Genomic DNA, 23,904 nt, shown 5'->3' on the forward strand with positions numbered 1-23,904 from the left:
ATTTTCTCTTTAAGCTTGGTTGTGTTAATACACTCGAGAATGTATTAACACAACCTGAATTATTCTTACGTCATCTTAGAAAGTACGACCGATTTCAAACTGGATATTCTTAGTTTCATCACCCGGCTTATCATTTAATGGATATGCATAACTGAGTGAAAGTGGTCCAATCATGGTAATCCAGGTAAAGCCAACACCAACGCTATAACGGAAGTTTTCAGCATCAAAGCCAAAATTGTCTTCACAATATTTTTTATCATCAGCACTATTAGGAACATCACATTGAGTATCAAATACTTGTGCACCTTCTGCAAATAGCACAGGACGTACTTGGCGTGTCCAGTCCCCTTTAAATGGTAAAGGTAAAGCCAATTCAGTACCGAATTGAACCAGTGCATTACCGCCTACTTCTTCTAAATCAAAGTTTTCTAAACCAGTATTTTCAGCATACACACTATCGTATTTAGGCCCTAAAGTACTGTTATCAAAACCACGGACTGAACCAAAACCACCGGCATAGAAGTTTTTATAGAACGGTAAGTCATTACCATAACCTAACTTACCATAGCCGCGAAGCACAAAGTCTTTACCTAAAGGTAAGAAAGCTTGTGCATCATAAGTCAATTTTTGGTATTCAACATCACTGCCCGGTAAGGCAATTTCACCATTCACACGGTGTGACATACCGGATGTCGGAAAAACAGGACGGTTTAAAGTGTTATATGACCAACCTAAATTCAAATTATATGTTAAGTAATCTCCTGAAAAACTATCAGGTTTAGGTTGAGTCGTACATGGCTCAGCTTCATCTATACAATAATCTGAATAGCCAATCCCCTTACCATTATTTGCTAACAAATAATCTCGAACATAAGTTGAAACACCATTACCTGTAGTGACTTCCGTTTGGTCAATATTCAGACCTGCACTGATGCTTTGATTCTCATCAATTGGATAACCAAAGCTAATACCACCACCAAAACTATCCGTCACATAGTTATTGACGTTATAGTCATCATCCAACTTGGTTTTACGATAATACATGTTATAACCACGACGCACACCATCAATGGTGAAGTACGGATCTGTCACACTTAAATTATAATAATCTTGCGTTTCTGAACGGGATAAATCGATAGAAACACTATTACCTGTACCCAAGAAGTTGGTTTGACTTAAACCTGCCTGAAAAGTCACACCACCACTTTGCGAGAAACCAACCGCTAAAGTACTAGTTCCCGAATGTTGCTCTTCAACATTGATATTTAAATCAACCTGATCTGGTAGATTAGGAATGCGGGCAGGTTTAATATCTACAGTTTTAAAGAAACCAGTACGTTCTAAGCGGACTTTAGACAAGTCAATTTTTTCATTGCTTGCTAATGCACCTTCCATTTGGCGCATTTCACGACGTAATACTTCATCCGCAGTTTTGGTGTTACCAGTGAAGTTGATACGACGTACCGTTACTTGCTGACCTGGATTAATATAATAATTCAAGTTAACCAGTTTGGTTTCTTCATTAATTTCAGGAACCATGTTCACTTCGGCATAGTAATAACCTGCATTACCATATTTGCGAAGTAAAAGCTGTTTGACCGCATTTACTTTTTCTTGAGAATAAGTTTCGCCATCTTTGTAAATTTGCAGAGCTTTCAATTCTTCTGGTTTATAAAGCGCATCACCCAAGAACTTGGTTTCACCAAATTTAAATTGCTCACCTTCCTCCACAGCGACTTCAACAAAGATATTCTTTTTATCTTCACTCAAGTTCAAACTTGAATTGGTAATATTAAAGTTGATATAACCTTTGTTTAAATACAATGCACGTAAAGCTTCTAGGCTTGCTGCCATTTTCTCACGGGCATAGCGATCGTTACGCGTAACAATCGAACTCCAACTACTTTCTTTCACCGCAAAAGCTTGCTTGATATCACTTTCTTTAAAAACCGTATTACCAATAATATTGATATCAACAACTTTAGCCGCTTTACCTTCAACAAACTCAATGGTTAAATCAACACGGTTGTTTGGTCTAGCCACGGTTTTGACACTTACATCGGCGTCATAACGACCTTGCTGCATATATTGTTGTTCAAGTTCGGTTTCAATGGTTTGCAAAGCAGATTTTTTTAAAACCTCGCCTTCTGCAATGCCCATTTTTTTCAGCCCTTCTTCAAGTGCTTCTTTAGGAATAAGCTTATTCCCTTTAAACTCAACCTTGGAAATCAATGGACGTTCAACCACTGTAAAAATCAGCGTATCCGCTTCTTTTGAGGCTTTGATATCATCAAACAAGCCAGTGGCATACAAAGCACGAATCGAATTTGCAATAGTCGTATCATTGACACGATCGCCAGCATTGACAGGTAACATCCCATAGACATTTGTTGGCGTTAAACGAACAAGCCCGTCAATTTTGATATCGCGGACAATGAATTCATCTGCTGCATATACTTGTTGTACTGCTGCCATTGCACTAATGAGCGCCAAAGGCATAAATAAATGTGTGTGCTGCATGCCAGTCTTTTCCGATGTTAATTTATTTCGAATCTACGTTGTTATAAACGCATGAAGTCATTGAATAATGCAAGGAGCATCATGCTACCGAGCAGTACCATACCAATTTTTAAACCAACCAATTGTATTTGTTCAGAAACAGGTTTACCACGAATCAGCTCAATAAAATAGTAAACTAAATGTCCACCATCCAACATAGGAATCGGTAATAAATTTAAAATACCTAAACTTACGCTCATTAAGGCCATAAAAGAGATAAAGGTCTGCCAACCCATTTCCGCACTTTGTCCCGCCACTTTGGCAATGGTGATTGGACCAGATAAATTATCCAGACCAATTAAACCACGAAACATTTTGACGATCGAGTTCAAAATCATACCTGAAATTTGACCCGTTTTATCAACTGCCATAACCAATGCTTCAGTCGGACTATATTGAATCATTTGTTTATAATCTGCAGGAATATTTATTTTCCCGGGGATATTTTGTACGCCAAGCACACCTGAAACATTACCCATGTTGTCACGTTTGCCTTGTGGCATCACTTCTAAATGTAGCAACTGATTTTGACGTAAAATATCTATTTTTAACAATTTTTCTGGAGAAGCTTGAACGACTTGAACCACATCGAACCAGTCATTCATTTTTACGCCATTAATCGCAATAATTTTATCGCCTTCTTTCATCCCTTGACGAATCGCAGCACCATCTTCCCTGAGTTTAGTGGCAATTGCAGGAATGTGGGGACGATATGGCATAAAGCCTAAACTGTCTAATGCAGATTGATTTTGATTTTTTAAGAAATTTTGAATCGGTAACTGAAAAATTTTAACTTGCCCATCACGATCTGCCTGAATTTCGATTGAACCTGTTTCACCAACCCGATCGACCAAAGCAAAATTCAGCTTTTCCCAAGTATGGGTTGCAGTACCATCCACTGTGGTAATTTTGTCACCCACTTGCATTTGAACAGTTGCAGCAGGTGTATTCGGTAACACTTTACCAACACGAGTATTCAATTGTTCTTGTGAGGGTATAAATAAAATCCAGAATAAAACCACAGCAAAGACTAAATTGATGAGCGGGCCTGCAGCAACAATCGCAATCCGCTTCCACGGATGCTGACGATTAAATGCTTTGGGTAAATCTTCTTCAGCAACATTGCCTTCACGCTCGTCCAACATTTTCACATAGCCACCTAAGGGCAATGCAGAAAGTTGATATTGGATGCCAGACTTTTTAGAAGTCCATTTAAGCAATGTTGGCCCAAAACCAATTGAATAAACTAAAACTTTCACACCGAGTTTGCGTGCAACAATATAATGCCCAAACTCATGAATCGCAATGAGCGGTCCAAGTAAAAGAATGGCTGCCACAACAATAAACAAGGCACTCATGATTTAGTTTCCATTATTAATGACAATTTGCTGTGCAACAGAACGAGCAACCTGGTCAGCTTGTAAAATAAGTTCAATCGATTCCGCAGTTCCACTTTCAACTTGATTCAAAGTCTGCTCAACCACTTGGGGAATTGCAGTAAAGCCAATGCAATTTTTTAAGAATGCTGCAACAGCAATCTCATTCGCAGCATTTAAAATTGCAGGTGCTAACCCACCACTTTGCATCGCTTGCCGAGCCAATTTCAATGCAGGGAAACGTATTATATCAGGTTCTTGAAAATCCAACTGTTGATTCATAAACAGATCAAGTGCAGGTACATGGGTTTGAATACGCTCTGGCCATGCAAGCGCATGTGCAATTGGCGTACACATATCAGGATTCCCCATTTGCGCCAAAGTCGAACCATCCACGTACTGAACCATAGAATGGATAATACTCTGCGGATGCACTACCACTGTTACAAACTGTTCTGAAATTGCAAAGAGATGGCAAGCTTCAATGAGTTCCAAGCCTTTATTCATTAAGGTTGCAGAATCTACAGAGATTTTTTGCCCCATCGACCAATTCGGATGCTTACACGCTTGTGCAGGGGTCACACTTTGTAATTGTTCAAAACTATGGTTTAAAAATGGACCACCAGAGGCAGTGAGCAAAATACGTGACACACCTTGTTTGGGTTGTCCATTTCGTTCTGTTTGGAAATAATTCTGAGGTAAGCATTGGAAAATGGCATTATGTTCAGAGTCTACTGGAAGTAATTCTGCCTGATAATCATGTGCAGCTTGCATCATGAGTTCACCCGACATCACTAGCGCTTCTTTATTAGCCAATAAAACGCGCTTACCGGCTTTTACGGCGGCCAATGTCGGCAACAAACCTGCCGCACCAACAATCGCTGCCATCACTACATCGACATCTGCATGTTCAGCAACGGCAATTAATCCAGCTTCATCGGACAGAATTTCAATATTATTCAGATTTTGATTTTGAAAATGCTGTTTTAGTTCATCAACTTTATGAGATGGAACAACCGCGATTTTTGGGTGATACTGTTTGCATATTTCCACAAGTTCTAAAATTCGACTATGCGCCGTTACTGCAAATACAGAATACTTTTCAGCATGCTGTTGCAGAATTTTCAAGGTACTTTGACCAATAGAGCCCGTTACACCTAATATACAAACAGATTGTGACATCTATAAATCTACACCAATAAGTTTTAAAACATACATGCCTGCAGCAAAAATTGGAGCAGCAGCAAGCAATGAATCAATACGGTCAAGCACCCCACCATGCCCTGGCAAAATACGACCTGAATCTTTAATTCCTGCACGACGTTTGATCATAGACTCGAACAAATCACCCAATACAGAACTAAATACAGTTATTACAGATAAAATTAAAAATAAAATATGCTGAGCTAAAGTTAAATCCAAATAAACGACTTCGACCACCACTACAATAATCATTGCAGTGAAAATACCGCCATATAACCCTTCAACCGATTTATTTGGACTGACATCAGGTGCCAGTTTTTTCTTACCCAACTTACGTCCGACAAAATAAGCTCCACTATCTGCGCCCCATACCAGTAAAAACAGGTACATGAGCCACCATGGCGAGCTATGCCAAACCGAAAAAATTGCGGTAACCGCAGCAGAAATTAAAATAAACCCGATCACATTTAAGCTTGAATTATACCATCCATCATAACTTGGATACGATTTAACCCAAAAGATGCTTAAAATCCATGAGAAAATGGAAGCTGCCCAAAGTAATAGTGCGATATCATTAAAATATAATGCTAAAGTTGCCAATGCTGCTGTCGCTAATCCATAACCCCAAGCAATCGGTTTCACCAGATTTTTATTTTTTCTTGGCATAAGCTTAAACCACTCATACCCTGCGACCCCTGCTGCAACAATCATCAGCACAAACATTGGATACTGAGACTGTGTAGCAAACATACAACTAAGTACGACTGCTACCAATACCAATGCGGTTATAATCCGCTCTAACATTTATTAATTCTCAATTTTCTCTTGTTGGATTTGCTCTGAAGTTTTACCAAAACGACGTTCACGACCAGCAAAGACTGCTAATGCATCCTCGAATTCTTCAACAGTAAATTCAGGCCATAAGGTTTGGGTAAAATACAGTTCAGCATAAGCAGCTTGCCAAAGTAAAAAGTTTGACAAACGATAATCACCACCCGTGCGGATCAATAAATCTACTGCGGGTAAATCTGCCATACTGACATGTTGCCCAAACAGCTCAACATTTATATCTTCAACTACGATTTTTTTTGCAACAACATCTGCTGCAATTTGTTTTGCAGTCTGAGCTATATCCCACATACCGCCATAACTAATCGCGATGGTCAAAGCCATGCTGTCGAACTTAGCAGTCCTTTGTTCTGCTTGCAACATTAACTCACGTAAATGCGTAGGTAAACGAGAACGATCACCAATAAAACGTAAAGCAATATTGAATTTTTCCATTCGAGGTAACTGCTCCTGGATTGTTTCTTCCAACAATGCCATGAGTAAATCAACCTCAAACTGGGGACGATTCCAATTTTCGCTAGAGAATGCAAAAACAGTTAACGCCTGTATTTTATTTTTTCTACAATGCTCAACAATCGGATCCAGGACATTTTTTCCCTCACGGTGTCCAGCACCCTTTTGCATTTGCATTTTTTTTGCAAAACGATTGTTGCCATCCATAATGATGGCAACATGTTTTGGAAGAGGCAAACTGTCTTCTGATACGGTCATTAAATCTTAGACCTTCATTAATTCAGCTTCTTTCGCAGCGAGGCGTTTATCCACTTCAGCAACGAATTTGTCCGTGATTTTCTGGATATCATCAGATGCACGACGATCATCATCTTCAGAAATTTCTTTTTCTTTCAACAATGCTTTAATGTCACCCAATACATCACGACGAATGTTACGGATCGCAACTTTGGCATTTTCAGCTTCAGTACGTGCAACTTTCTGCATGTCACGACGTGTTTCTTCAGTCAATGCAGCCATTGGCACGCGAATAGCATCAGCGGTAATCGGATTTAAACCCAAACCTGCTTCACGAATGGCTTTATCAATTGCTGAAACCATTGTACGTTCAAATGGCTGCACCACAAGCGTACGAGAGTCTTCAAGACCAACGTTTGCCACTTGGTTTAAAGGCACATCAGAGCCATAGTAAGGAACCATTACACCATTCAAGACAGATGGATGTGCACGGCCAGTACGAACTTTAGCAAAACCATGTTCCAAAGACTCTAAAGTCTTGTTCATACGGTCTTCACTGTCTTTTTTAAGATCGTTAATCATATGATCTTCCTTACTTAATTCTAAGAGATGTAAATATTGAATAGGATGTAGTATAAAGAGCTTTCAGGCCCACGTCATTAATTGGTAACGTGAGTCCCTTCTTTTTCGCCCATAACCACTGAAAGCAATGAACCCGATTTATTCATATCGAATACTTGAAGTGGCACATTGTGGTCACGGCATAAACAGATTGCCGTTAAATCCATAATGCCCAACTTTTCGTCTAACACCTGGTCAAAGGTAAGGGTTTCATATTTTACTGCATCGTCATATTTGCTCGGATCTTTATTATATACGCCATCCACTTTAGTGGCTTTTAAGATCAAGTGGGCTTCAATTTCAATACCCCGCAAGCAAGCGGCTGTATCCGTAGTAAAGAATGGGTTACCCGTACCCGCAACAAACACACATACTTCGCCTTGAGTTAAATGACGGATTGCATCACGGCTTGAATATGCTTCAACAACTGCACCAATTGGAAGTGCTGACATTAAACGGGTTTTAATATTGCGACGCACCAAAGCATCACGTAATGCCAAACCGTTCATAACAGTCGCAAGCATACCCATCTGGTCACCTGTTACACGGCCAACTAAACCATCTTTTTGGAGTTGGCTACCGCGATACAAGTTACCACCACCCACCACGATACCGACTTGCACGCCCAAACCCACCAAATGAGCAATGGCTAAAGACATTTGATCAAGTACAGTCGCATCGATTCCCATGTCTTTATTTCCAGCCAGTGCTTCACCAGAAAGTTTGAGTAAAATGCGTGCATAACGGGGCTTTTTTGAATCCAACATCAGGAAATCTCCGAATCTTCCAACATCTAAACTTTTATTCGTATACTTTTATGACAGGTCAGGCTGATTTAATCTGAATTAACTTTGCATATAAATCATATTCATCTGCATCGGTAATTTCGACTTCAAGCAAATCGCCTGCTTTAATTTGGTTTTTATCAATATCTTCTACAAAGACATTGCCATCAATTTCAGGTGCATCCGCATAAGAGCGTGCCACAGCAACCGGGAATTCATCTTCCAAATCATCTACCAGCACAGTCATGGTTTGACCAATACGTTTTTGTAGTTTGGCTGCTGAAATTTCTTGCTGTACTTGCATGAAGCGTTCGTAACGGTCTTGCTTGATTTCTTCAGGCACATGATCTGGTAAATCATTTGCTGTCGCACCTTCTACAGGTGAATAGGTAAAGCAACCTACGCGATCAAGCTGTGCTTCTTTGAGCCATTCAAGCAGAATCTGGAAATCTTCTTCAGTTTCACCCGGGAAACCCACCACGAATGTTGAACGAATCACCAATTCAGGACATTTTTCACGCCAAAGTTTGAGGCGTTCAAGTGTATTTTCACTATGCGCTGGTCGCTTCATCAATTTTAAGATGCGCGGACTGGCGTGCTGAAAAGGAATGTCTAGATATGGCAGGATTTTACCTTGTGCCATCAAGTCAATCACAGCATCCACATGTGGATATGGATAAACGTAATGTAAACGCACCCAAATACCAAGTTGGCCTAGGGCTTCGCACATGTCGAAGAATTTGGTTTTAACCGGCTGACCGTTCCAAAAATCGAGTTTGTACTTGGTGTCTAAACCATAAGCAGATGTGTCTTGAGAAATAACCAAGACTTCTTTTACACCGGCTTTTTTTAACGCTTGTGCTTCGCTTAAAACCGAACCCACAGGACGAGAAACCAGATCACCACGCATGCTTGGAATAATACAGAATGTACAACGATGGTTGCAGCCTTCCGATATTTTTAAATAAGCATAATGTTTAGGTGTTAAACGAATCCCCTGTTCAGGCACAAGGTCAATATATGGGTTATGTTTTGGTGGTTCAGGTACGTACTGATGTACGGCCTCCATCACTTCTTGATATGCCGCGGCACCGGTCACTTTAAGGACATTCGGGTGCATTTTACGAATTTTTTCTTCATCTTTACCCAAACAACCAGTCACAATGACACGACCATTTGAGCTCATAGCTTCACCAATGGCATCTAACGATTCTTGTACTGCAGATTCAATAAAACCACAGGTATTAACAACAACCAAATCAGCACCATCATAATCTGATGCTACATCATAACCTTCAGTCTTTAACTGAGTTAAAATTCGTTCGGAATCTACCAATGCCTTAGGACAACCTAAAGAAACAAAACCGACTTTGGGGGATCTCATGAATCTGCACTCCACTATAATGCGCGTATTGTATGTCTTTTCCGATTATAAAAATAGGTAGAAAGCCGACTCTTTGCATAACGCACCAAAATACGTCCAAATTTTTACCAAATATTTTAAGCGCACCATTTTGGTTCACTAATATTTTTATTTCCTTTAATATGCTATTTAAATGCTGTAACCAAACAACAAAAAGCACACTTTTATAGCGTCAGAATTTTTATTTCCACCGATACTCAAAGTTGGCGTGCATTTTGCTTTATTTCGACAACATTTAACTCGTTGGATGTCCCATAACAGGGAGGAATAACAAGAGGTGCAGATGCCATTGCGCTATTTTAATACAGGATGCTTTCGCTAATGGATCAACCCGTCGGGATCGACTATCGCCTTTTAGTGGATAACTTAACCACCGCCATTTTACTGGTTGATAGGCAGCTGAATATTTTTTATTTAAATTCTTCTTGTGAATCTTTGTTTGACATTAGTTTGCTGCGTGCTTCAGGTCAGCCTGTCTTAAATTTACTGCATATGCCGAATGATGAATTTAATACTGAAGAAGCCTTGTTAAATACCTTTGTCACGGGACAGCATTATACTCGCCGGGAAGCCACTATTAGTGTGAACTTTAAAGATATTCATGTGGATTATACGGTTTCACAAATAAATGCCCAGAAACCGCATCACCCACTTCTACTGATAGAATTGAATCCGATTGACCGGATGCTGAAAATCTCTAAAGAAGAAAACTTGATTCAACAACACCAAGTTGCCCGCCAACTGATTCGAGGTGTGGCACACGAAATTAAAAATCCTTTAGGTGGCATTCGTGGTGCAACCCAGCTGCTGGCACGTAGTTTAAATGATCCTCAATATTCAGAATTTACCGACATTATTATTAGTGAAGTGGATCGCTTGCGTAATCTGGCGGATACCATGCTCGGTTCACGTCAATTACCAAGTTATGAATTGGTCAATGTACATGAGCCACTCGAACGTGTCCGTTCACTGATTACCAATCAAACCAAAAAGAAAATCAAAATTACCCGTGACTATGATTTGTCTTTACCCGATGTCATGGCAGACCGCGATCAACTGATTCAGGTCATGCTCAACATTAGCGTAAATGCAGTACAAGCCATGATGGAAAATAAAGAATTCTTTGTTGACCATCAACCTGAACTTATTTTGCGAACACGGATTCAGCGCCTCGTCACCATTAGTGGTGTTTTAAAGCGTTCTGCTGTTCGTATTGATATTGAAGACAATGGGCCAGGTGTACCGGAAGAAATTTTAGAATCGGTGTTTTACCCCTTGGTCACAGGACGTGCTAAAGGCACAGGCCTTGGTTTGAGCCTTGCACAAAATATTATGCACCAACATAGCGGAATGATTGAATGCCAGTCAGTTCCAGGAAAAACAGTCTTTAGCTTATATTTACCTTGGGAGTTTAACCATGTCGCGAAATAAAATATGGGTAATTGATGATGATCGCGCCATGCGCTGGGTATTGGAAAAAACATTCAAAGAAGAAGGTTTCGACGTTACCAGTTTTGAAGAGGCGCAATCTGCGCTCAATCAACTTAGTCTAGATACACCTGATGTGATTTTGACCGATATCCGCATGCCAGGAATAAATGGTCTAACCTTCTTGGGCAAAGTCAAAACCAGTCACCCTGATCTACCTGTCATTATTATGACTGCACATTCAGACTTGGAATCTGCGGTATCAAGCTATCAAACCGGTGCTTTTGAATATCTGCCAAAACCGTTTGATATTGATGAAGCTTTGGCATTGGTCAATCGTGCAATTTTGCATATTGCCAAGTTGCAACAACAGGAATCTGCAAAAACAGCACCGCCTATTCAAACGACCGAAATCATTGGTGAATCACCTGCAATGCAGGAGGTTTTCCGTGCGATTGGCCGTTTGTCACAGTCGCACATTACTGTGCTGATTAACGGTGAATCGGGAACGGGTAAAGAACTGGTTGCACATGCGCTGCATCGTCACTCACCACGTAGCAGCAAGCCTTTTATTGCCTTAAATATGGCCGCTATTCCTAAAGACCTGATTGAAACTGAACTTTTCGGTCATGAAAAAGGCGCTTTTACCGGGGCCAACTCACAACGTCAAGGTCGTTTTGAACAAGCCAATGGCGGTACGCTATTTTTAGATGAAATTGGCGATATGCCCTTTGAAACCCAAACGCGTTTACTGCGTGTTTTGGCAGATGGTGAATTCTATCGAGTGGGCGGACATATTCCGGTCAAAGTTGATGTGCGTATTGTTGCAGCAACCCACCAAGACCTGGAAAAGCTAGTGCATGATGGCCGCTTCCGTGAAGACTTGTATCATCGCCTGAACGTGATCCGTATTCATATTCCGAAACTGGCCCATCGTAGTGAAGACATTCCGATGTTGGCGCAGCATTTCTTGGCACGTGCAGGTAAAGAGTTAGGAGTGAATCCTAAAATCTTGCGTCCTGAAACCCAAGAGTATATGCAGCAACTACCTTGGCAAGGCAACGTCCGTCAGTTAGAAAACACCTGTCGCTGGTTAACGGTGATGATTACTGGACGCGAGGTTTATCCGGAAGACTTACCGTCTGAATTAAAGCAAATTCCCATTCAACGCTCTGGCGATGAAGCGCAACCACACGGTACTTTTGATCGTGTTTCGCTGCATCATTGGGATGAATTACTGGCGCAATGGGCAATCCAAAAGCTTAAAAATGGCGAAATGAAGATTCTGGACATTGCCACACCCATGTTCGAGCGTACTTTAATTACCGCCGCTTTACAGCAAACCCGGGGGCGCAAACGCCATGCTGCTGAATTACTCGGTTGGGGACGCAATACGCTAACGCGCAAGCTGAAAGAACTAGGTATGGATACGGCAGATGATGATGTTGAAGAAGAAGTCATCGAAAACTAAACTTTTTCTACTCATCTAAAAATAAAGTGATTTCGGGATAATGCCAGTCAGTTAAAAAATTGATTGGCATTTTCTTTTTATAATCCTGTATGTTCATTCGATACACGGAAACGTCATTCGCAGCCTGCGTGGTGTTTGTAAATTATTGTTTTTGCAGTAAAGTAGTAAAATGCAAAAAGTGAACAGGTTTTGCGAATGACAAAATGTTTTTGGTTCTTTTGGCAAATGAGAAACACGGTTTCGCAAGGAACAAACGAGCTCCAAAAACTGGATTAAAAAAGATCAGACTCCGTCGTAAATAACCAAAAAGTTAAAGAATTTATTTTAAAATTTCTTAACTATCTCGCATTACTCCTTAGGGAGCTTTTTTATTAAACTCTATTTATGCAGTAAAACCTACATAGCGAGAATACCCTGCTATGCCCAAATCAGATTTAAAAATCAGATAATTGGGATAAGTTGATTGCGTGATTTCGGCAAACATATTTACCTGATCATCATGCGCATGCAGATCATCCACCGAACGCGGCATGCTTTGCTCAAATTCATCGGTCATATATTCAAAGCCGATATCCATGGCAATAAATAACGTATGCTCACAAGGCTGCACATACTGCTCTTCAGCCCAATTAATGACATCTTGTTGACAATGTGGACACTGAATATTGTCCGTTGCTTGGACAGGTAAGGGAATAAGTTGATAAGCCATATATAAGACATCAGGTTGCTATACATATATTTTAGCAAATTATTTAGATGACTTTATTTTTTCAATCAAGATTTGCATAAAAAGGGAATCATTAGATTCCCTTTTAAGGTCATGTTTTTTTAAAGATCAGCAATCTATTTATGCGCAGATTTATAACGGGATAATGCAGTGACCGCCACAGCAGAAATTACAACTGCCGGCAAACTCGCCATTAAAATACCCGTGGTTCCTAAACCGAGTGCCAAGATTTTCCCTGTAAGCAAAGGTCCAGTCATTGCACCTAAACGACCCAGAGAAATTGCACTGCCCACCCCGGTCACTTTACCCGTGCCTGAATAGAAGATTGGTGAAATGCCGTAAAGAATAGACTGACCACCGGTTGAGAAGATCCCGCCCATTACACCAGCAAGAACCAACATTGGAATAGAAGTGGTCGTGAATAATAGACTCAGGGCAACAAATAAACCACTATAGATAATAACGGCCATCTGCCAAAGTTTTAAGCGATCAAGCAAGTAACCCAAAGCCAAAGTTCCAATCACCGCACCCACTTGGAATACCAACATCACCATGAATGCTTGTTGTTTTTGCAGACCTTGCTCCATGAGCAAGTTGGGTAACCAGCTAATCAAAATATAATTGATCATCAGGGTAAAGAAGAAACCTACCCAAAGTGGCAAGGTATTTTTATATTGTTGGTCTTTAAACAATACTTGCGCCATTCCAGGAACCGCCTCTGTAGACACTTGCGCTACAGCTACAGGTTTTGGCTTATCTTTAAGAATAAACGCCATAAATGGAATAAGTACCAACGGTGTTAAACCACCAATCAAGAACAAGGTTTGCCATTGAATCTCGGGCAATAAAATCGCAAGTCCGGCTACAAAAATTGCGCCAACGGGTAAACCACAATACATCAGGCTATTTAACTTGCCGCGATTGGCTTCCGTTGCTTCATCACCCACCACTGAAATCATGGTCGGCATTGCTGCACCCAAGCCAAGTCCGGTAAAGAAGCGCGCTGCATATAAAACTTCGACGCTTGGTGCAATTGCAGTCAGCGCCATGAAAACACCAAAAATACCAATAGATAACATCAGGACTTTCTTTTGTCCCAAATAATCCGCAATACGCCCACCAAAGAATGCCCCAAACAGCATTCCAAATACGCCTAAACTAAAGACATACCCCATCTGAACCTGATCTAAGCCGAAGGTTGCTGCAATTCCTTTCGCTGCAATACCCGGTGCCTGAAGATCGAAACCTTCAAAAAATGCGACCCAAAAACACAAAAATATCGTTAAGATTTTTTGTAGTTTCCCTGTGTGTGTTTGTGCCATGATTGATCTCCATCAATAGTATACAAATCGTTTTTACAATAACGATTCATCTCACTATTCTGTGTGCAATCGTTCGATAGAAATACCACTACAATAGTCGGATTTCATGGCCTAAAAATATGAAAGGCCAATCAAATTAGACTTAAAAGATTAAACAAATAGACAATTTAAATCTTAGTTTTATTTATTAGTTTTTATTTTCAAAGACTTATATTTATAGTAGTTATTTATGATTAAACTATACTCAAAATTGATTCATGAAAATTAAGCATAAAAAAACCCGCATTATGCGGGTTTTTTTAAATCGGCAAATTATGCAGATTTTTTAGTTTGTGCATTCTTACGAATCGTAATCATGACTAACTGTACTGCAGCAGGTGTAACACCTGGAATACGACTAGCTTGTGCCAAAGTTTCAGGACGCACATCTTTCAATTTCAATGTGATTTCACGAGACAAACCAGAAACGATATCATAGTCAAAATCAGCAGGAATACGCGTTTCTTCCAGACGTTTCATCTGAGCAACATCTTCATGCTGACGGTTGATATAACCGGCATATTTCACCGAAATTTCAATTTGCTCACCCACAAATGGAGTGACTTCAGAATGGGTTAATTCTGCAATTTGAGCAAAACTGATATTTGGACGTTTAAGTAAATCAATTGCACTACATTCTTTACTTAAATCCGCACCTGTCATCTCAACGAATTTTTTACCCATTGGATTATTTGGCGCAGCCCATAAGTGCTGTAAACGACCTGTTTCTTTTTCGACTGCTTCCATTTTTTCGCAGTAAGCTGCCCAACGCGTATCATCAACCAAGCCCATTTCACGGCCTATTGCAGTTAAACGCTGATCTGCATTGTCTTCACGCAACATCAAACGATATTCGGCACGTGAGGTAAACATACGGTACGGTTCTTTTGTACCGAGTGTAATCAAATCATCAACCAACACGCCCATATACGCTTCATCACGTTTTGGCGTCCATTGTTCTTGATCCCAAGCACGGCGCGCAGCGTTTAAGCCTGCAAGCAAACCTTGCGCACCCGCTTCTTCATAACCAGTCGTACCGTTAATTTGACCTGCAAAGTACAAGTTATTAATCGCTTTGGTTTCAAGTGAGAATCTCAACGCTTGTGGATTGAAATAATCGTATTCGATTGCATAACCCGGACGAAGAATATGCGCATTCTCCATACCACGGATTGAACGAACCAATTCAAACTGAACATCAAATGGAAGTGATGTCGAAATACCATTTGGATAAAGTTCATGTGTATCCAGACCTTCTGGCTCCAGGAATACTTGGTGAGAATTTTTATCAGCAAATTTATGAATTTTATCTTCAATTGATGGGCAATAACGCGGACCTACACCTTCAATTTTACCCGTGTACATAGGTGAACGGTCGAGTCCTCCACGAATAATTTCATGAGTACGTTCGTTGGTATGCGTGATATAGCAGTTCACCTGTTCAGGATGCATTGAAGCATCACCCATAAATGACATGGTCGGAGATGGAAAATCACCTGGCTGCGGAGTCATTACAGAGAAATCAACTGAACGTGCATCAATACGTGGCGGTGTACCGGTTTTTAAGCGACCGACAGGTAAATTCAATTCACGTAAACGTGCAGCCAATGAAATTGATGGCGGATCACCCGCGCGACCACCGCTAGATTTTTCAAGTCCAACATGGATTACACCACCCAAGAAGGTTCCCGTAGTCAACACAACAGTTTTCGCATCAAAGCGAATCCCCATTTGAGTCACTACACCTTTAACCGTATCGCCTTCAACAATGAGGTCATCAGCCGCTTGCTGGAAAATATCTAAGTTAGCCTGATTTTCTAGAGTTTCACGAATGGCCGCTTTAAATCGTACACGGTCTGCTTGCGCACGCGTTGCACGAACAGCCGCGCCTTTACGTGAATTTAAAATACGGAATTGAATACCGCTCTTATCGGCAGCAAGGGCCATGGCACCGCCCAAGGCATCAATTTCACGGACTAAATGGGATTTACCAATACCACCGATGGCAGGATTACAGCTCATCTGCCCTAAAGTCTCAATGTTATGAGTTAAGAGCAAAGTCTGGCGACCCATACGCGCTGCAGCAAGTGCTGCTTCGGTACCTGCGTGACCGCCACCGATAACAATGACATCGTAAACTTTAGGATAATGCATAATGGTTTGAGAGATAAAAAAGAATGACGGAGTATTATATCAAAACCTGGAAAGATAAGTTGACAAAATGAGTCGATTTTATGAATGAAGACCTGACTGGCTATCCATTCATAAAAAGTTGAAATGTAATCATGCTTTGCAGAGTTACTATAGAAACAAAACACTTACTCGGCAAAAATTTACGTGACTGGCATTGTTTTATTTTGATTATTTTTTAAGCTTGATGTTGGATACATTACAAACAAAGGTATAAAAGATGAATAAGAATTTCCTCCTCTCATCCATTCTATGTGGTTTATGTCTTGCACCCTTTGCAGCTTCTGCAAATGATAAAGTTGAAAAGGTTTATAATGCGCAGAAATACCAACAGGTTTGTAAAGGTAAAACTCAAGGCGCTCAAGTCAGCTTTGCTTACCGTGGTATTATCTGGAATGGTACGTGTGAACCTCAATTCTTCCCTTCCGCCAAAAATGCTTCTGTTAGTGGAGATGAAGCAGAATTAACCACCGCCTGTAGTGGAGATATGAATGCTAAAATGGCAACGGTGAATGGTACAGAAATCAAAGGGAAATGCGCTTTAGGTTTTGTACCACCTCGACCTACATCTCAACCTTCAATGCAGTCCCAACCTGATATGCAACGTCAAATGCAATCTCAACCTGATATGCAACGTCAAATGCAGTCCCAACCTGATATGCAACGTCAAATGCAGTCCCAACCTGGAATGCAACCACAAATGCCTTCTCAACCTGATATGCAAACTCAACCACAAATGCAACCCTAACCTAAACTTCTGTCTCAATAATGTCCATAAAACACTAATTTTATTCAGACTCTCAACGGGTAAAAGGATTACTTTTACCCGTTTTGTATATTGATTATTTAAAAAACTCGTTTAAACTCAAAGAATATTAAGGATAAAAAACAAAAAAAGGATATTCCATGGATTCGGGGCTATTTGCTTTTTTTTTACCCGTAGCGCTTGCCATTATGATGACAGGATTAGGGCTAGAACTTACAGTTAAAGATTTTCTTCGTATACAACGCCACCCTAAAGTTATTTTTTTGGCTTTATTTGCCCAACTGATTATTCTGGTTCTTGTTGCGTTTTTAATCTGTATCTTGTTAAAACTTCCTCCACTATTAGCGGTAGGCCTAATGCTACTTGCTGCTTCACCAGGTGGACCAACTGCAAACTTAATCAGCTATCTTTTTAAAGGGGATGTGGCACTCAATATCACTCTCACCGCAATCAACTCTCTGATTTGTACTTTTACCTTGCCGTTTATCGTCAATCTTTCGATTCATTATTTTCTAGGTGATCATCAAAAAATTGGCATGCCAACGGAAAAAATCACACAGGTATTTTTAATTGTTTTTATTCCTGTCTGCTTGGGAATGTTTATTCGCTCAACCCTGCCGCATATTGCATTACGGCTCAATAAACCTATGCGCTTATTTTCCGTGCTATTTTTACTCTCCATTTTCTTTTTTGCACTTTATAGAGAACGCTTCAATCTGGGTGAGTATTTTATTGATATCGGCCTGGCAACTGCGCTTTTTTGTTTTATCAGTCTATTAATGGGTTATCTACTACCCCATCTTGCCGGAATCTCTGACAAACAGGCACGCGCTTGTACCTTTGAAATAGGTATTCACAACACTTCTTTTGCCATGACGATTGCCCTGTCTGTTTTATCCAATACCACGATTGCTCTTCCTGCAGGCATCTATTCTATTTTCATGTACATTTTTGCATTTTCTTTTGGCTATATTTTAACAAGACGTCCACTTCTGCTTAAAGAAGGAAATTCAAAAGCACTTAATGATTAACAAACATCTGATTCATAGCTGCAATATGAATCAGATGTTTGTTAAATAATGATTCTACTGCTCAACTGCTTTAATTCTCCTCAGAAAGATTAAAGTAAATTGAGGCAATTATAATTGTAGTGATCAAGGGTTAATTCAGACTATTCCAAATTCTTCATTTATCAGCTATACCTTTATTACTCAATTCATAAAAACCAATACAACAACACTTAGTCTAAATCAAATAAGTACCAACCAAGAAAAGGAAATTTCGAATGGATTCAGGAATTATAACCATTTTATTACCTTTAGCACTTGCCATCATTATGATTGGTTTAGGACTTGAGCTAACCCCGAAAGATTTTTCCCGCGTAACAAAAGAACCTAAAGCTGTTTTAATTGCGCTGTTTTGCCAATTGGTTATTTTAGTCAGCATTGCTTTTGTCATTTGCAAAGTCTTAGCCCTGCCTCCTCTTCTTGCTGTCGGCCTAATGCTACTCGCAGCCTCACCCGGCGGAAGCACAGCCAATTTATTTAGCTATCTTTTTAAAGGTGATATAGCGCTAAATATTACTTTAACCGCAATCAATTCAGTCATTGCTGCTTTTACCCTACCTTTGATTGTCAACTTTTCAATTCAGCATTTTATGAATGATGGACAGCAAATTAGCTTGCAATTCAGTAAAATATTGCAAGTATTTGCCATTATCATCATACCTGTATGTATCGGCATGCTGATTCGGCACTATGCCCCAAACTTCACTGCAAAACTGAATAAACCACTGCGTATTTTTGCGGTGATTTTTCTGGTACTGATTATTATTGGTGCAGTCGCGAAAGAACGTCATCAAATTTTAGAATATTTAGCACAAGTGGGTTTGGCGACTGTTTTATTCTGTCTATGTAGTTTGTTTATTGGTTATTTTGTACCGCGCTTACTAGGTATTAATAGCGCTCAAGCACGTGCTTGCGCTTTTGAAATTGGCATACATAACAGTACCCTTGCCATGACACTTGCGCTTACAGTCATGGTAAGCTCTACCATTGCTATGCCTGCTGCCGTGTATTCAATTTTCATGTATGTTTTTGCCGCTGTATTTGGCATGTTACTTAATAAATTTGCACCTCAGCCGCAGGCAGTCATGAGCTAATTAATATGCTGAGAATAAAAGGATTTCAGCGTGTCTCCTTTTATTTTCAGCATAGTTTTTATCAATATCTAGTTGTTTAAGCCTGAGTTCCGTTACAATGCTATTTTTAAAAACACAAATTTAGGTTATCTCCGTGAAGTGGTTACAAATTCATATTACCGTTGATCAAGCTCAAGTCGATTTTACTGAAACCCTGCTCAACTCTTTAGGTGCTGTTAGCGTAACTTTAGATGATGCTGAAAATCAGGACTTACTTGAACCACTTCCAGGTGAAACTCCACTTTGGAATAAAGTCATTGTGACCGGCATCTACGCACAAGAAGAAGGCGAAGAAATTGATGTTGAGGCTTTAATGACATTTATTACCGCACAAATGCCTGAAGCACCATTACGCCATGAGTTCCTTGAAGACCAAGAATGGGAACGCACTTGGATGGATGCCTATGAACCAATTCAAATTGGTGAGAAATACTGGATTGTTCCGGAATGGATGGAAGCACCAGAAGCCGATGCTGTAAACATTAAGCTTGACCCAGGTCTAGCCTTCGGCACAGGCAACCATGCAAGTACCTTCTTGTGCTTACAATGGCTCGGTCAAACTGATCTAAAAGATAAAATTGTCATCGACTATGGTTGTGGCTCAGGCATTTTAGGGGTAGCCGCACTGTTATTAGGTGCCAAAAAAGTATATGCCACAGATATTGATCCTCAGGCAGTTCTTGCAACCCAACAAAATGCTGAATTGAATGGTGTATTAGAGAATTTATTTGTGGGTTTACCCGACGAATTTAATGAAGAGTTTAAAGATCAAAAAGCAGATGTATTTGTCGCAAATATTCTTGCCGGCCCTCTTATGGCACTTGCGCCTGAATTCGCAACTTTGATTGAATCTGAGGGAGAGTTCGCACTTGCCGGCATATTAGAAGAGCAAGTTGCTGATGTTTCTAGTGTTTATTCTGAGTTTTTTGATATACTTCAAATCGAAAAACGTGAAGAACATTGGTGTCGAATTTCGGGAAAACGCCACAATATCCATTAAAATTTTGAATAGACCATGAGCGAAAAACAAACCTACTGCCCCAACTGTTTCACCAAGTACAAGGTCTCCGTGGCTCAACTGACAGTTGCTCGAGGCATGGTTTGTTGTGCAAAATGCTCGACAAATTTTAATGCGTTAACACATCTTGTAGTAGAAAAAGATCAGTCTTCTTCTACTACATCAGCCTCTGCTTTAAATCTTGATAATAAAAATTTTCAATCACACCAGATGACCGCTGAGACTTTTATGACAAGTCAGCACACAGAACCACATTTATTAGACATTTTCGATCGCAAAGTAGAAAACTCCAATATTGATTTAAAAACCTATCTCAACAATTTAAATTATTTCAGCACAGACCCGATAGGCACTTACCCCGCTCTTAACTGGTCTGAAAAATCAGAACCAGAACAAAAAAGAAGTGGCTGGAACTACATTTTATGGGGCGCTGTAAATTTATGTCTGCTGGGTTTACTTATTTTTCAATTTTTTTGGTTTAACCCCAAGATTTTAAATAACAGCCCTGTCTTTAGTGCTTTATTAAATACCGCATGTCAGGCATTTAATTGTTCAATTATGGAACAAAATTATCGACTCATAGCAACCAATAAAGTTAAAGTAAAACAAGTTTCTAAGCAAAAGACTCAATTTGCCGGTGAGCTCATCAACTACCATTCTAAAAGTTTGGCTCTACCGATCATCAAGGTAAATTTAAAAGATAATGGAGAAATTATTTCTTCTTATTCTTTACAGCCTTCTGAATATTTGATTGATAGTCTTACAGGAATACAACGAATTCCACAAAATAGTCCTTTTAAATTTAAGTTTAGCCTTCCTATAGAACGTAAAAGCTTTGATACTTATAGTTTAGAAATAATTAGACCTTAATATTGAAAAAAACTATTAAAAAACACAAAAAAATGTAAAAAAAATGTAGTTTTCTTGCTCACTTTTTCTTAGACAATGCTATCATACGCGCCACGAAAGCTTTGTGCTGCAAACTCCTCAGTATTTTCACAACAATTATAGTTTAGCTTATATGCGCTTTATTCTAATAATGCGTATTGAGTAGATTTTTTGTTTTGATTTTGGCCGGTAACAAATATTAAACTATTGTTACGCTTATTTTTTGACCAAAAACTGTCGAGTTGTGGCAAGCTAAATGTACAAGTTTTAGAACTTCCGTTTTAGGATCTAAAACGGTGTTCATTTAATTTTATATACCACTTTTATATATCTCTTTACCCAAGTGATATTTGATTTTTCGGATTAATTCGCATGAATAGCAAATCTCCTATTTTTACTGCACAATCTGATGTCGCTCTTCGTATTCACGTAGATCGCGCAGTTCGCCACTATTTTGCACAATTACAAGGCGAGCAACCTTCTCAGGTGTATGACATGGTGCTGGCAGAAATGGAGAAACCTCTTCTATCTGTAGTTCTAGAATACACACGTGGGAATCAGACACGTGCTGCCGAGATTCTCGGACTCAACCGTGGTACTTTACGTAAAAAGTTAAAAGCTCACGGTTTAATGAGTGAATAAATGATAAAATGCTCACGGTTACCGTGGGCATTTTTTTTATCTTATGTTTTGCCTGCTGTTTTAATCTAGACCTTTAATATTGTTGACGAAAATCATGACTATTAAACGCGCATTAATCTCTGTATCTGATAAATCAGGGATCGTTGAATTTGCTAAAAACCTTGTAGCTCTTGGGGTAGAAATTTTATCTACTGGCGGTACATATAAGTTGCTTAAAGACAACAATATCGCTGTAGTAGAAGTTTCAGAGCACACTGGGTTCCCGGAAATGATGGACGGTCGTGTTAAAACACTACATCCTAAAATTCATGGGGGGATCTTAGCTCGTCGTGGTCTAGATGAAGCTGTGATGGCTGAACACAACATTGATGCTATTGATTTAGTGGTTGTGAACCTTTATCCATTTGCTGCAACTGTTGCAAAACCTAACTGTTCACTTGCTGATGCAATCGAAAATATCGACATCGGTGGCCCTACCATGGTTCGTGCTGCTGCGAAAAACCATGCCTCTGTAGGTATTGTGGTCAATGCTTCTGATTACGACACTGTGATTGCTGAAATGAAAGCAAACGGTGCGTTATCTCTTGAAACTCGTTTCGACTTGGCAGTTAAAGCATTCGAACATACTGCACAATACGATGGCATGATCGCCTCTTACCTCGGCGCTCGCGTAGGTAAGGAAGAAGGTCAAGCAGACAAATTTGCACGTACCTTCAATACGCAATTGAATAAAGCACAAGATTTACGTTACGGTGAAAACCCGCATCAATCTGCTGCGTTCTATGTAGAAGACACAGCAACTGAAGCATCTGTTTCAACTGCGAGACAGTTACAAGGTAAAGAGCTATCTTATAACAACATCGCAGATACAGATGCAGCGCTTGAATGTGTTAAATCATTTGCGAAACCTGCTTGTGTCATCGTTAAACATGCCAACCCATGTGGCGTTGCAGTATCTTTAGACGGTATTCAAGCAGCTTATGATCTTGCTTATGCAACTGACCCTGAATCTGCTTTCGGTGGCATCATTGCATTCAACCGTGAGTTAGATGTTGCAACTGCACAAGCCATTGTTGACCGTCAATTCGTTGAAGTGATCATTGCACCAAGTATTGCTGAAGGCGTACTTGAAGTCACTGGCGCGAAGAAAAACGTCCGTGTACTTGTATGTGGCGAGCTTCCTGCAATTGATGCTCGTCAATCGCAACTTGATTACAAACGTGTAAATGGCGGTTTACTGGTTCAAGACCAAGACTTAGGCATGATCACTAAAGATGATCTTAAGGTTGTGACCAAAGTTGCACCGACTGAAGCTGAAATCGACGATATGATTTTTGCCTGGAAAGTTGCGAAATACGTGAAATCTAATGCAATTGTTTATGCCAAAGGTCGTCAAACCATTGGTGTAGGCGCAGGTCAAATGAGCCGCGTAAACTCTGCCCGTATTGCTGCAATCAAAGCTGAACATGCTGGCTTGGTGGTTGAAGGTGCAGTTATGGCCTCTGACGCATTCTTCCCATTCCGTGATGGTATTGATAACGCTGCGAAAGCCGGTATCAAATGTATTATCCAGCCGGGCGGTTCTATGCGCGATGAAGAAACCATTGCAGCGGCTGATGAAGCTGGTATTGCGATGGTGTTCACTGGCATGCGTCATTTCCGTCACTAAGTTGGCGAATTGATCATGACTTATTTACAGTCATACAT

General features: G+C 40.0%; 20 protein-coding genes. 9 read left to right on the forward strand and 11 right to left on the reverse strand.

Features of this window, described 5'->3' with window-relative positions:
* Positions 1-75 precede the first annotated feature (75 nt).
* The 8 genes from bamA to rimO all read right to left on the reverse strand — a co-directional run bounded on the left by bamA (position 76) and on the right by rimO (position 9,467).
* The gene (gene bamA, locus ACP69Y_RS05380) at positions 76-2,520 is read right to left on the reverse strand and encodes an outer membrane protein assembly factor BamA (protein WP_425916816.1); all 2,445 of its coding nucleotides are present in this window, start codon (positions 2,518-2,520) and stop codon (positions 76-78) included.
* Between the two features lie 41 nt (positions 2,521-2,561).
* Positions 2,562-3,917 carry an RIP metalloprotease RseP gene (rseP, locus tag ACP69Y_RS05385; protein ID WP_425916818.1) on the reverse strand — a complete coding sequence of 452 codons (1,356 nt, stop codon included), beginning with the start codon at positions 3,915-3,917 and terminating at the stop codon, positions 2,562-2,564.
* Between the two features lie 3 nt (positions 3,918-3,920).
* On the reverse strand, positions 3,921-5,117 hold the full coding sequence (gene ispC / locus ACP69Y_RS05390; RefSeq protein ID WP_425916820.1) for a 1-deoxy-D-xylulose-5-phosphate reductoisomerase: 1,197 nt from the start codon (positions 5,115-5,117) through the stop codon (positions 3,921-3,923).
* On the reverse strand, positions 5,118-5,942 hold the full coding sequence (locus ACP69Y_RS05395) for a phosphatidate cytidylyltransferase (RefSeq protein WP_425916822.1): 825 nt from the start codon (positions 5,940-5,942) through the stop codon (positions 5,118-5,120).
* A 3-nt stretch (positions 5,943-5,945) separates the two neighbouring features.
* Complete coding sequence (uppS, locus tag ACP69Y_RS05400) at positions 5,946-6,698, reverse strand: polyprenyl diphosphate synthase (protein ID WP_425916824.1); 753 nt, start codon at positions 6,696-6,698, stop codon at positions 5,946-5,948.
* Positions 6,699-6,704: 6 nt separating this feature from the next.
* Positions 6,705-7,259 (reverse strand): ribosome recycling factor, encoded by a 555-nt coding sequence (gene frr / locus ACP69Y_RS05405; protein WP_425916826.1) that lies wholly within the window; start codon positions 7,257-7,259, stop codon positions 6,705-6,707.
* A 77-nt stretch (positions 7,260-7,336) separates the two neighbouring features.
* Entirely contained in the window at positions 7,337-8,065 is a 729-nt protein-coding gene (gene pyrH / locus ACP69Y_RS05410) for a UMP kinase (protein WP_425916828.1), read from the reverse strand.
* A gap of 58 nt (positions 8,066-8,123) precedes the next feature.
* A complete protein-coding gene (gene rimO / locus ACP69Y_RS05415) occupies positions 8,124-9,467 on the reverse strand; it encodes a 30S ribosomal protein S12 methylthiotransferase RimO (protein WP_425916830.1) in 1,344 nt (447 codons plus the stop codon).
* 360 nt (positions 9,468-9,827) lie between these two features.
* Here rimO and glnL point away from each other — a divergent pair, with 360 nt between their 5' ends.
* Positions 9,828-10,937: a nitrogen regulation protein NR(II) gene (glnL, locus tag ACP69Y_RS05420; protein WP_425916832.1), complete on the forward strand. Its 1,110-nt coding sequence runs from the start codon at positions 9,828-9,830 to the stop codon at positions 10,935-10,937.
* Positions 10,924-12,405: a nitrogen regulation protein NR(I) gene (gene glnG, locus ACP69Y_RS05425; RefSeq protein WP_425916834.1), complete on the forward strand. Its 1,482-nt coding sequence runs from the start codon at positions 10,924-10,926 to the stop codon at positions 12,403-12,405. The genes glnL and glnG overlap by 14 nt, the downstream gene beginning before the upstream one ends.
* A 382-nt stretch (positions 12,406-12,787) precedes the next feature.
* Here glnG and ACP69Y_RS05430 read toward each other — a convergent pair whose 3' ends face one another.
* The 3 genes from ACP69Y_RS05430 to mnmG form a co-directional block, all read right to left on the reverse strand.
* The gene (locus ACP69Y_RS05430; protein ID WP_425916836.1) at positions 12,788-13,114 is read right to left on the reverse strand and encodes a hypothetical protein; all 327 of its coding nucleotides are present in this window, start codon (positions 13,112-13,114) and stop codon (positions 12,788-12,790) included.
* A gap of 134 nt (positions 13,115-13,248) precedes the next feature.
* Positions 13,249-14,454 carry a 3-(3-hydroxy-phenyl)propionate transporter MhpT gene (gene mhpT, locus ACP69Y_RS05435; RefSeq protein ID WP_425916838.1) on the reverse strand — a complete coding sequence of 402 codons (1,206 nt, stop codon included), beginning with the start codon at positions 14,452-14,454 and terminating at the stop codon, positions 13,249-13,251.
* Positions 14,455-14,766: 312 nt separating this feature from the next.
* Positions 14,767-16,647 (reverse strand): tRNA uridine-5-carboxymethylaminomethyl(34) synthesis enzyme MnmG, encoded by a 1,881-nt coding sequence (mnmG, locus tag ACP69Y_RS05440; RefSeq protein WP_425916840.1) that lies wholly within the window; start codon positions 16,645-16,647, stop codon positions 14,767-14,769.
* A gap of 256 nt (positions 16,648-16,903) precedes the next feature.
* On the opposite strand from mnmG, the gene ACP69Y_RS05445 reads away from it, so the two are divergent.
* The 7 genes from ACP69Y_RS05445 to purH all read left to right on the forward strand — a co-directional run bounded on the left by ACP69Y_RS05445 (position 16,904) and on the right by purH (position 23,866).
* Positions 16,904-17,431, forward strand: coding sequence for a hypothetical protein (locus ACP69Y_RS05445; protein WP_425916842.1), 528 nt, complete (start codon positions 16,904-16,906; stop codon positions 17,429-17,431).
* Positions 17,432-17,589: 158 nt separating this feature from the next.
* Positions 17,590-18,480 (forward strand): bile acid:sodium symporter family protein, encoded by an 891-nt coding sequence (locus ACP69Y_RS05450; RefSeq protein WP_425916844.1) that lies wholly within the window; start codon positions 17,590-17,592, stop codon positions 18,478-18,480.
* A gap of 254 nt (positions 18,481-18,734) precedes the next feature.
* The gene (locus ACP69Y_RS05455) at positions 18,735-19,610 is read left to right on the forward strand and encodes a bile acid:sodium symporter family protein (protein ID WP_425916846.1); all 876 of its coding nucleotides are present in this window, start codon (positions 18,735-18,737) and stop codon (positions 19,608-19,610) included.
* A gap of 133 nt (positions 19,611-19,743) precedes the next feature.
* Positions 19,744-20,649 carry a 50S ribosomal protein L11 methyltransferase gene (prmA, locus tag ACP69Y_RS05460; RefSeq protein WP_425916847.1) on the forward strand — a complete coding sequence of 302 codons (906 nt, stop codon included), beginning with the start codon at positions 19,744-19,746 and terminating at the stop codon, positions 20,647-20,649.
* Positions 20,650-20,664: 15 nt separating this feature from the next.
* Positions 20,665-21,537, forward strand: coding sequence for a DUF3426 domain-containing protein (locus ACP69Y_RS05465; RefSeq protein ID WP_425916849.1), 873 nt, complete (start codon positions 20,665-20,667; stop codon positions 21,535-21,537).
* Positions 21,538-21,927: 390 nt separating this feature from the next.
* A complete protein-coding gene (fis, locus tag ACP69Y_RS05470) occupies positions 21,928-22,197 on the forward strand; it encodes a DNA-binding transcriptional regulator Fis (RefSeq protein WP_001086304.1) in 270 nt (89 codons plus the stop codon).
* 94 nt (positions 22,198-22,291) lie between these two features.
* Positions 22,292-23,866, forward strand: a complete 1,575-nt coding sequence (gene purH / locus ACP69Y_RS05475; protein ID WP_425916850.1) for a bifunctional phosphoribosylaminoimidazolecarboxamide formyltransferase/IMP cyclohydrolase — start codon at positions 22,292-22,294, stop codon at positions 23,864-23,866.
* Positions 23,867-23,904 lie beyond the last annotated feature (38 nt).

Source organism: Acinetobacter sp. TSRC1-2 (assembly GCF_049895885.1).
Classification (GTDB): domain Bacteria; phylum Pseudomonadota; class Gammaproteobacteria; order Pseudomonadales; family Moraxellaceae; genus Acinetobacter.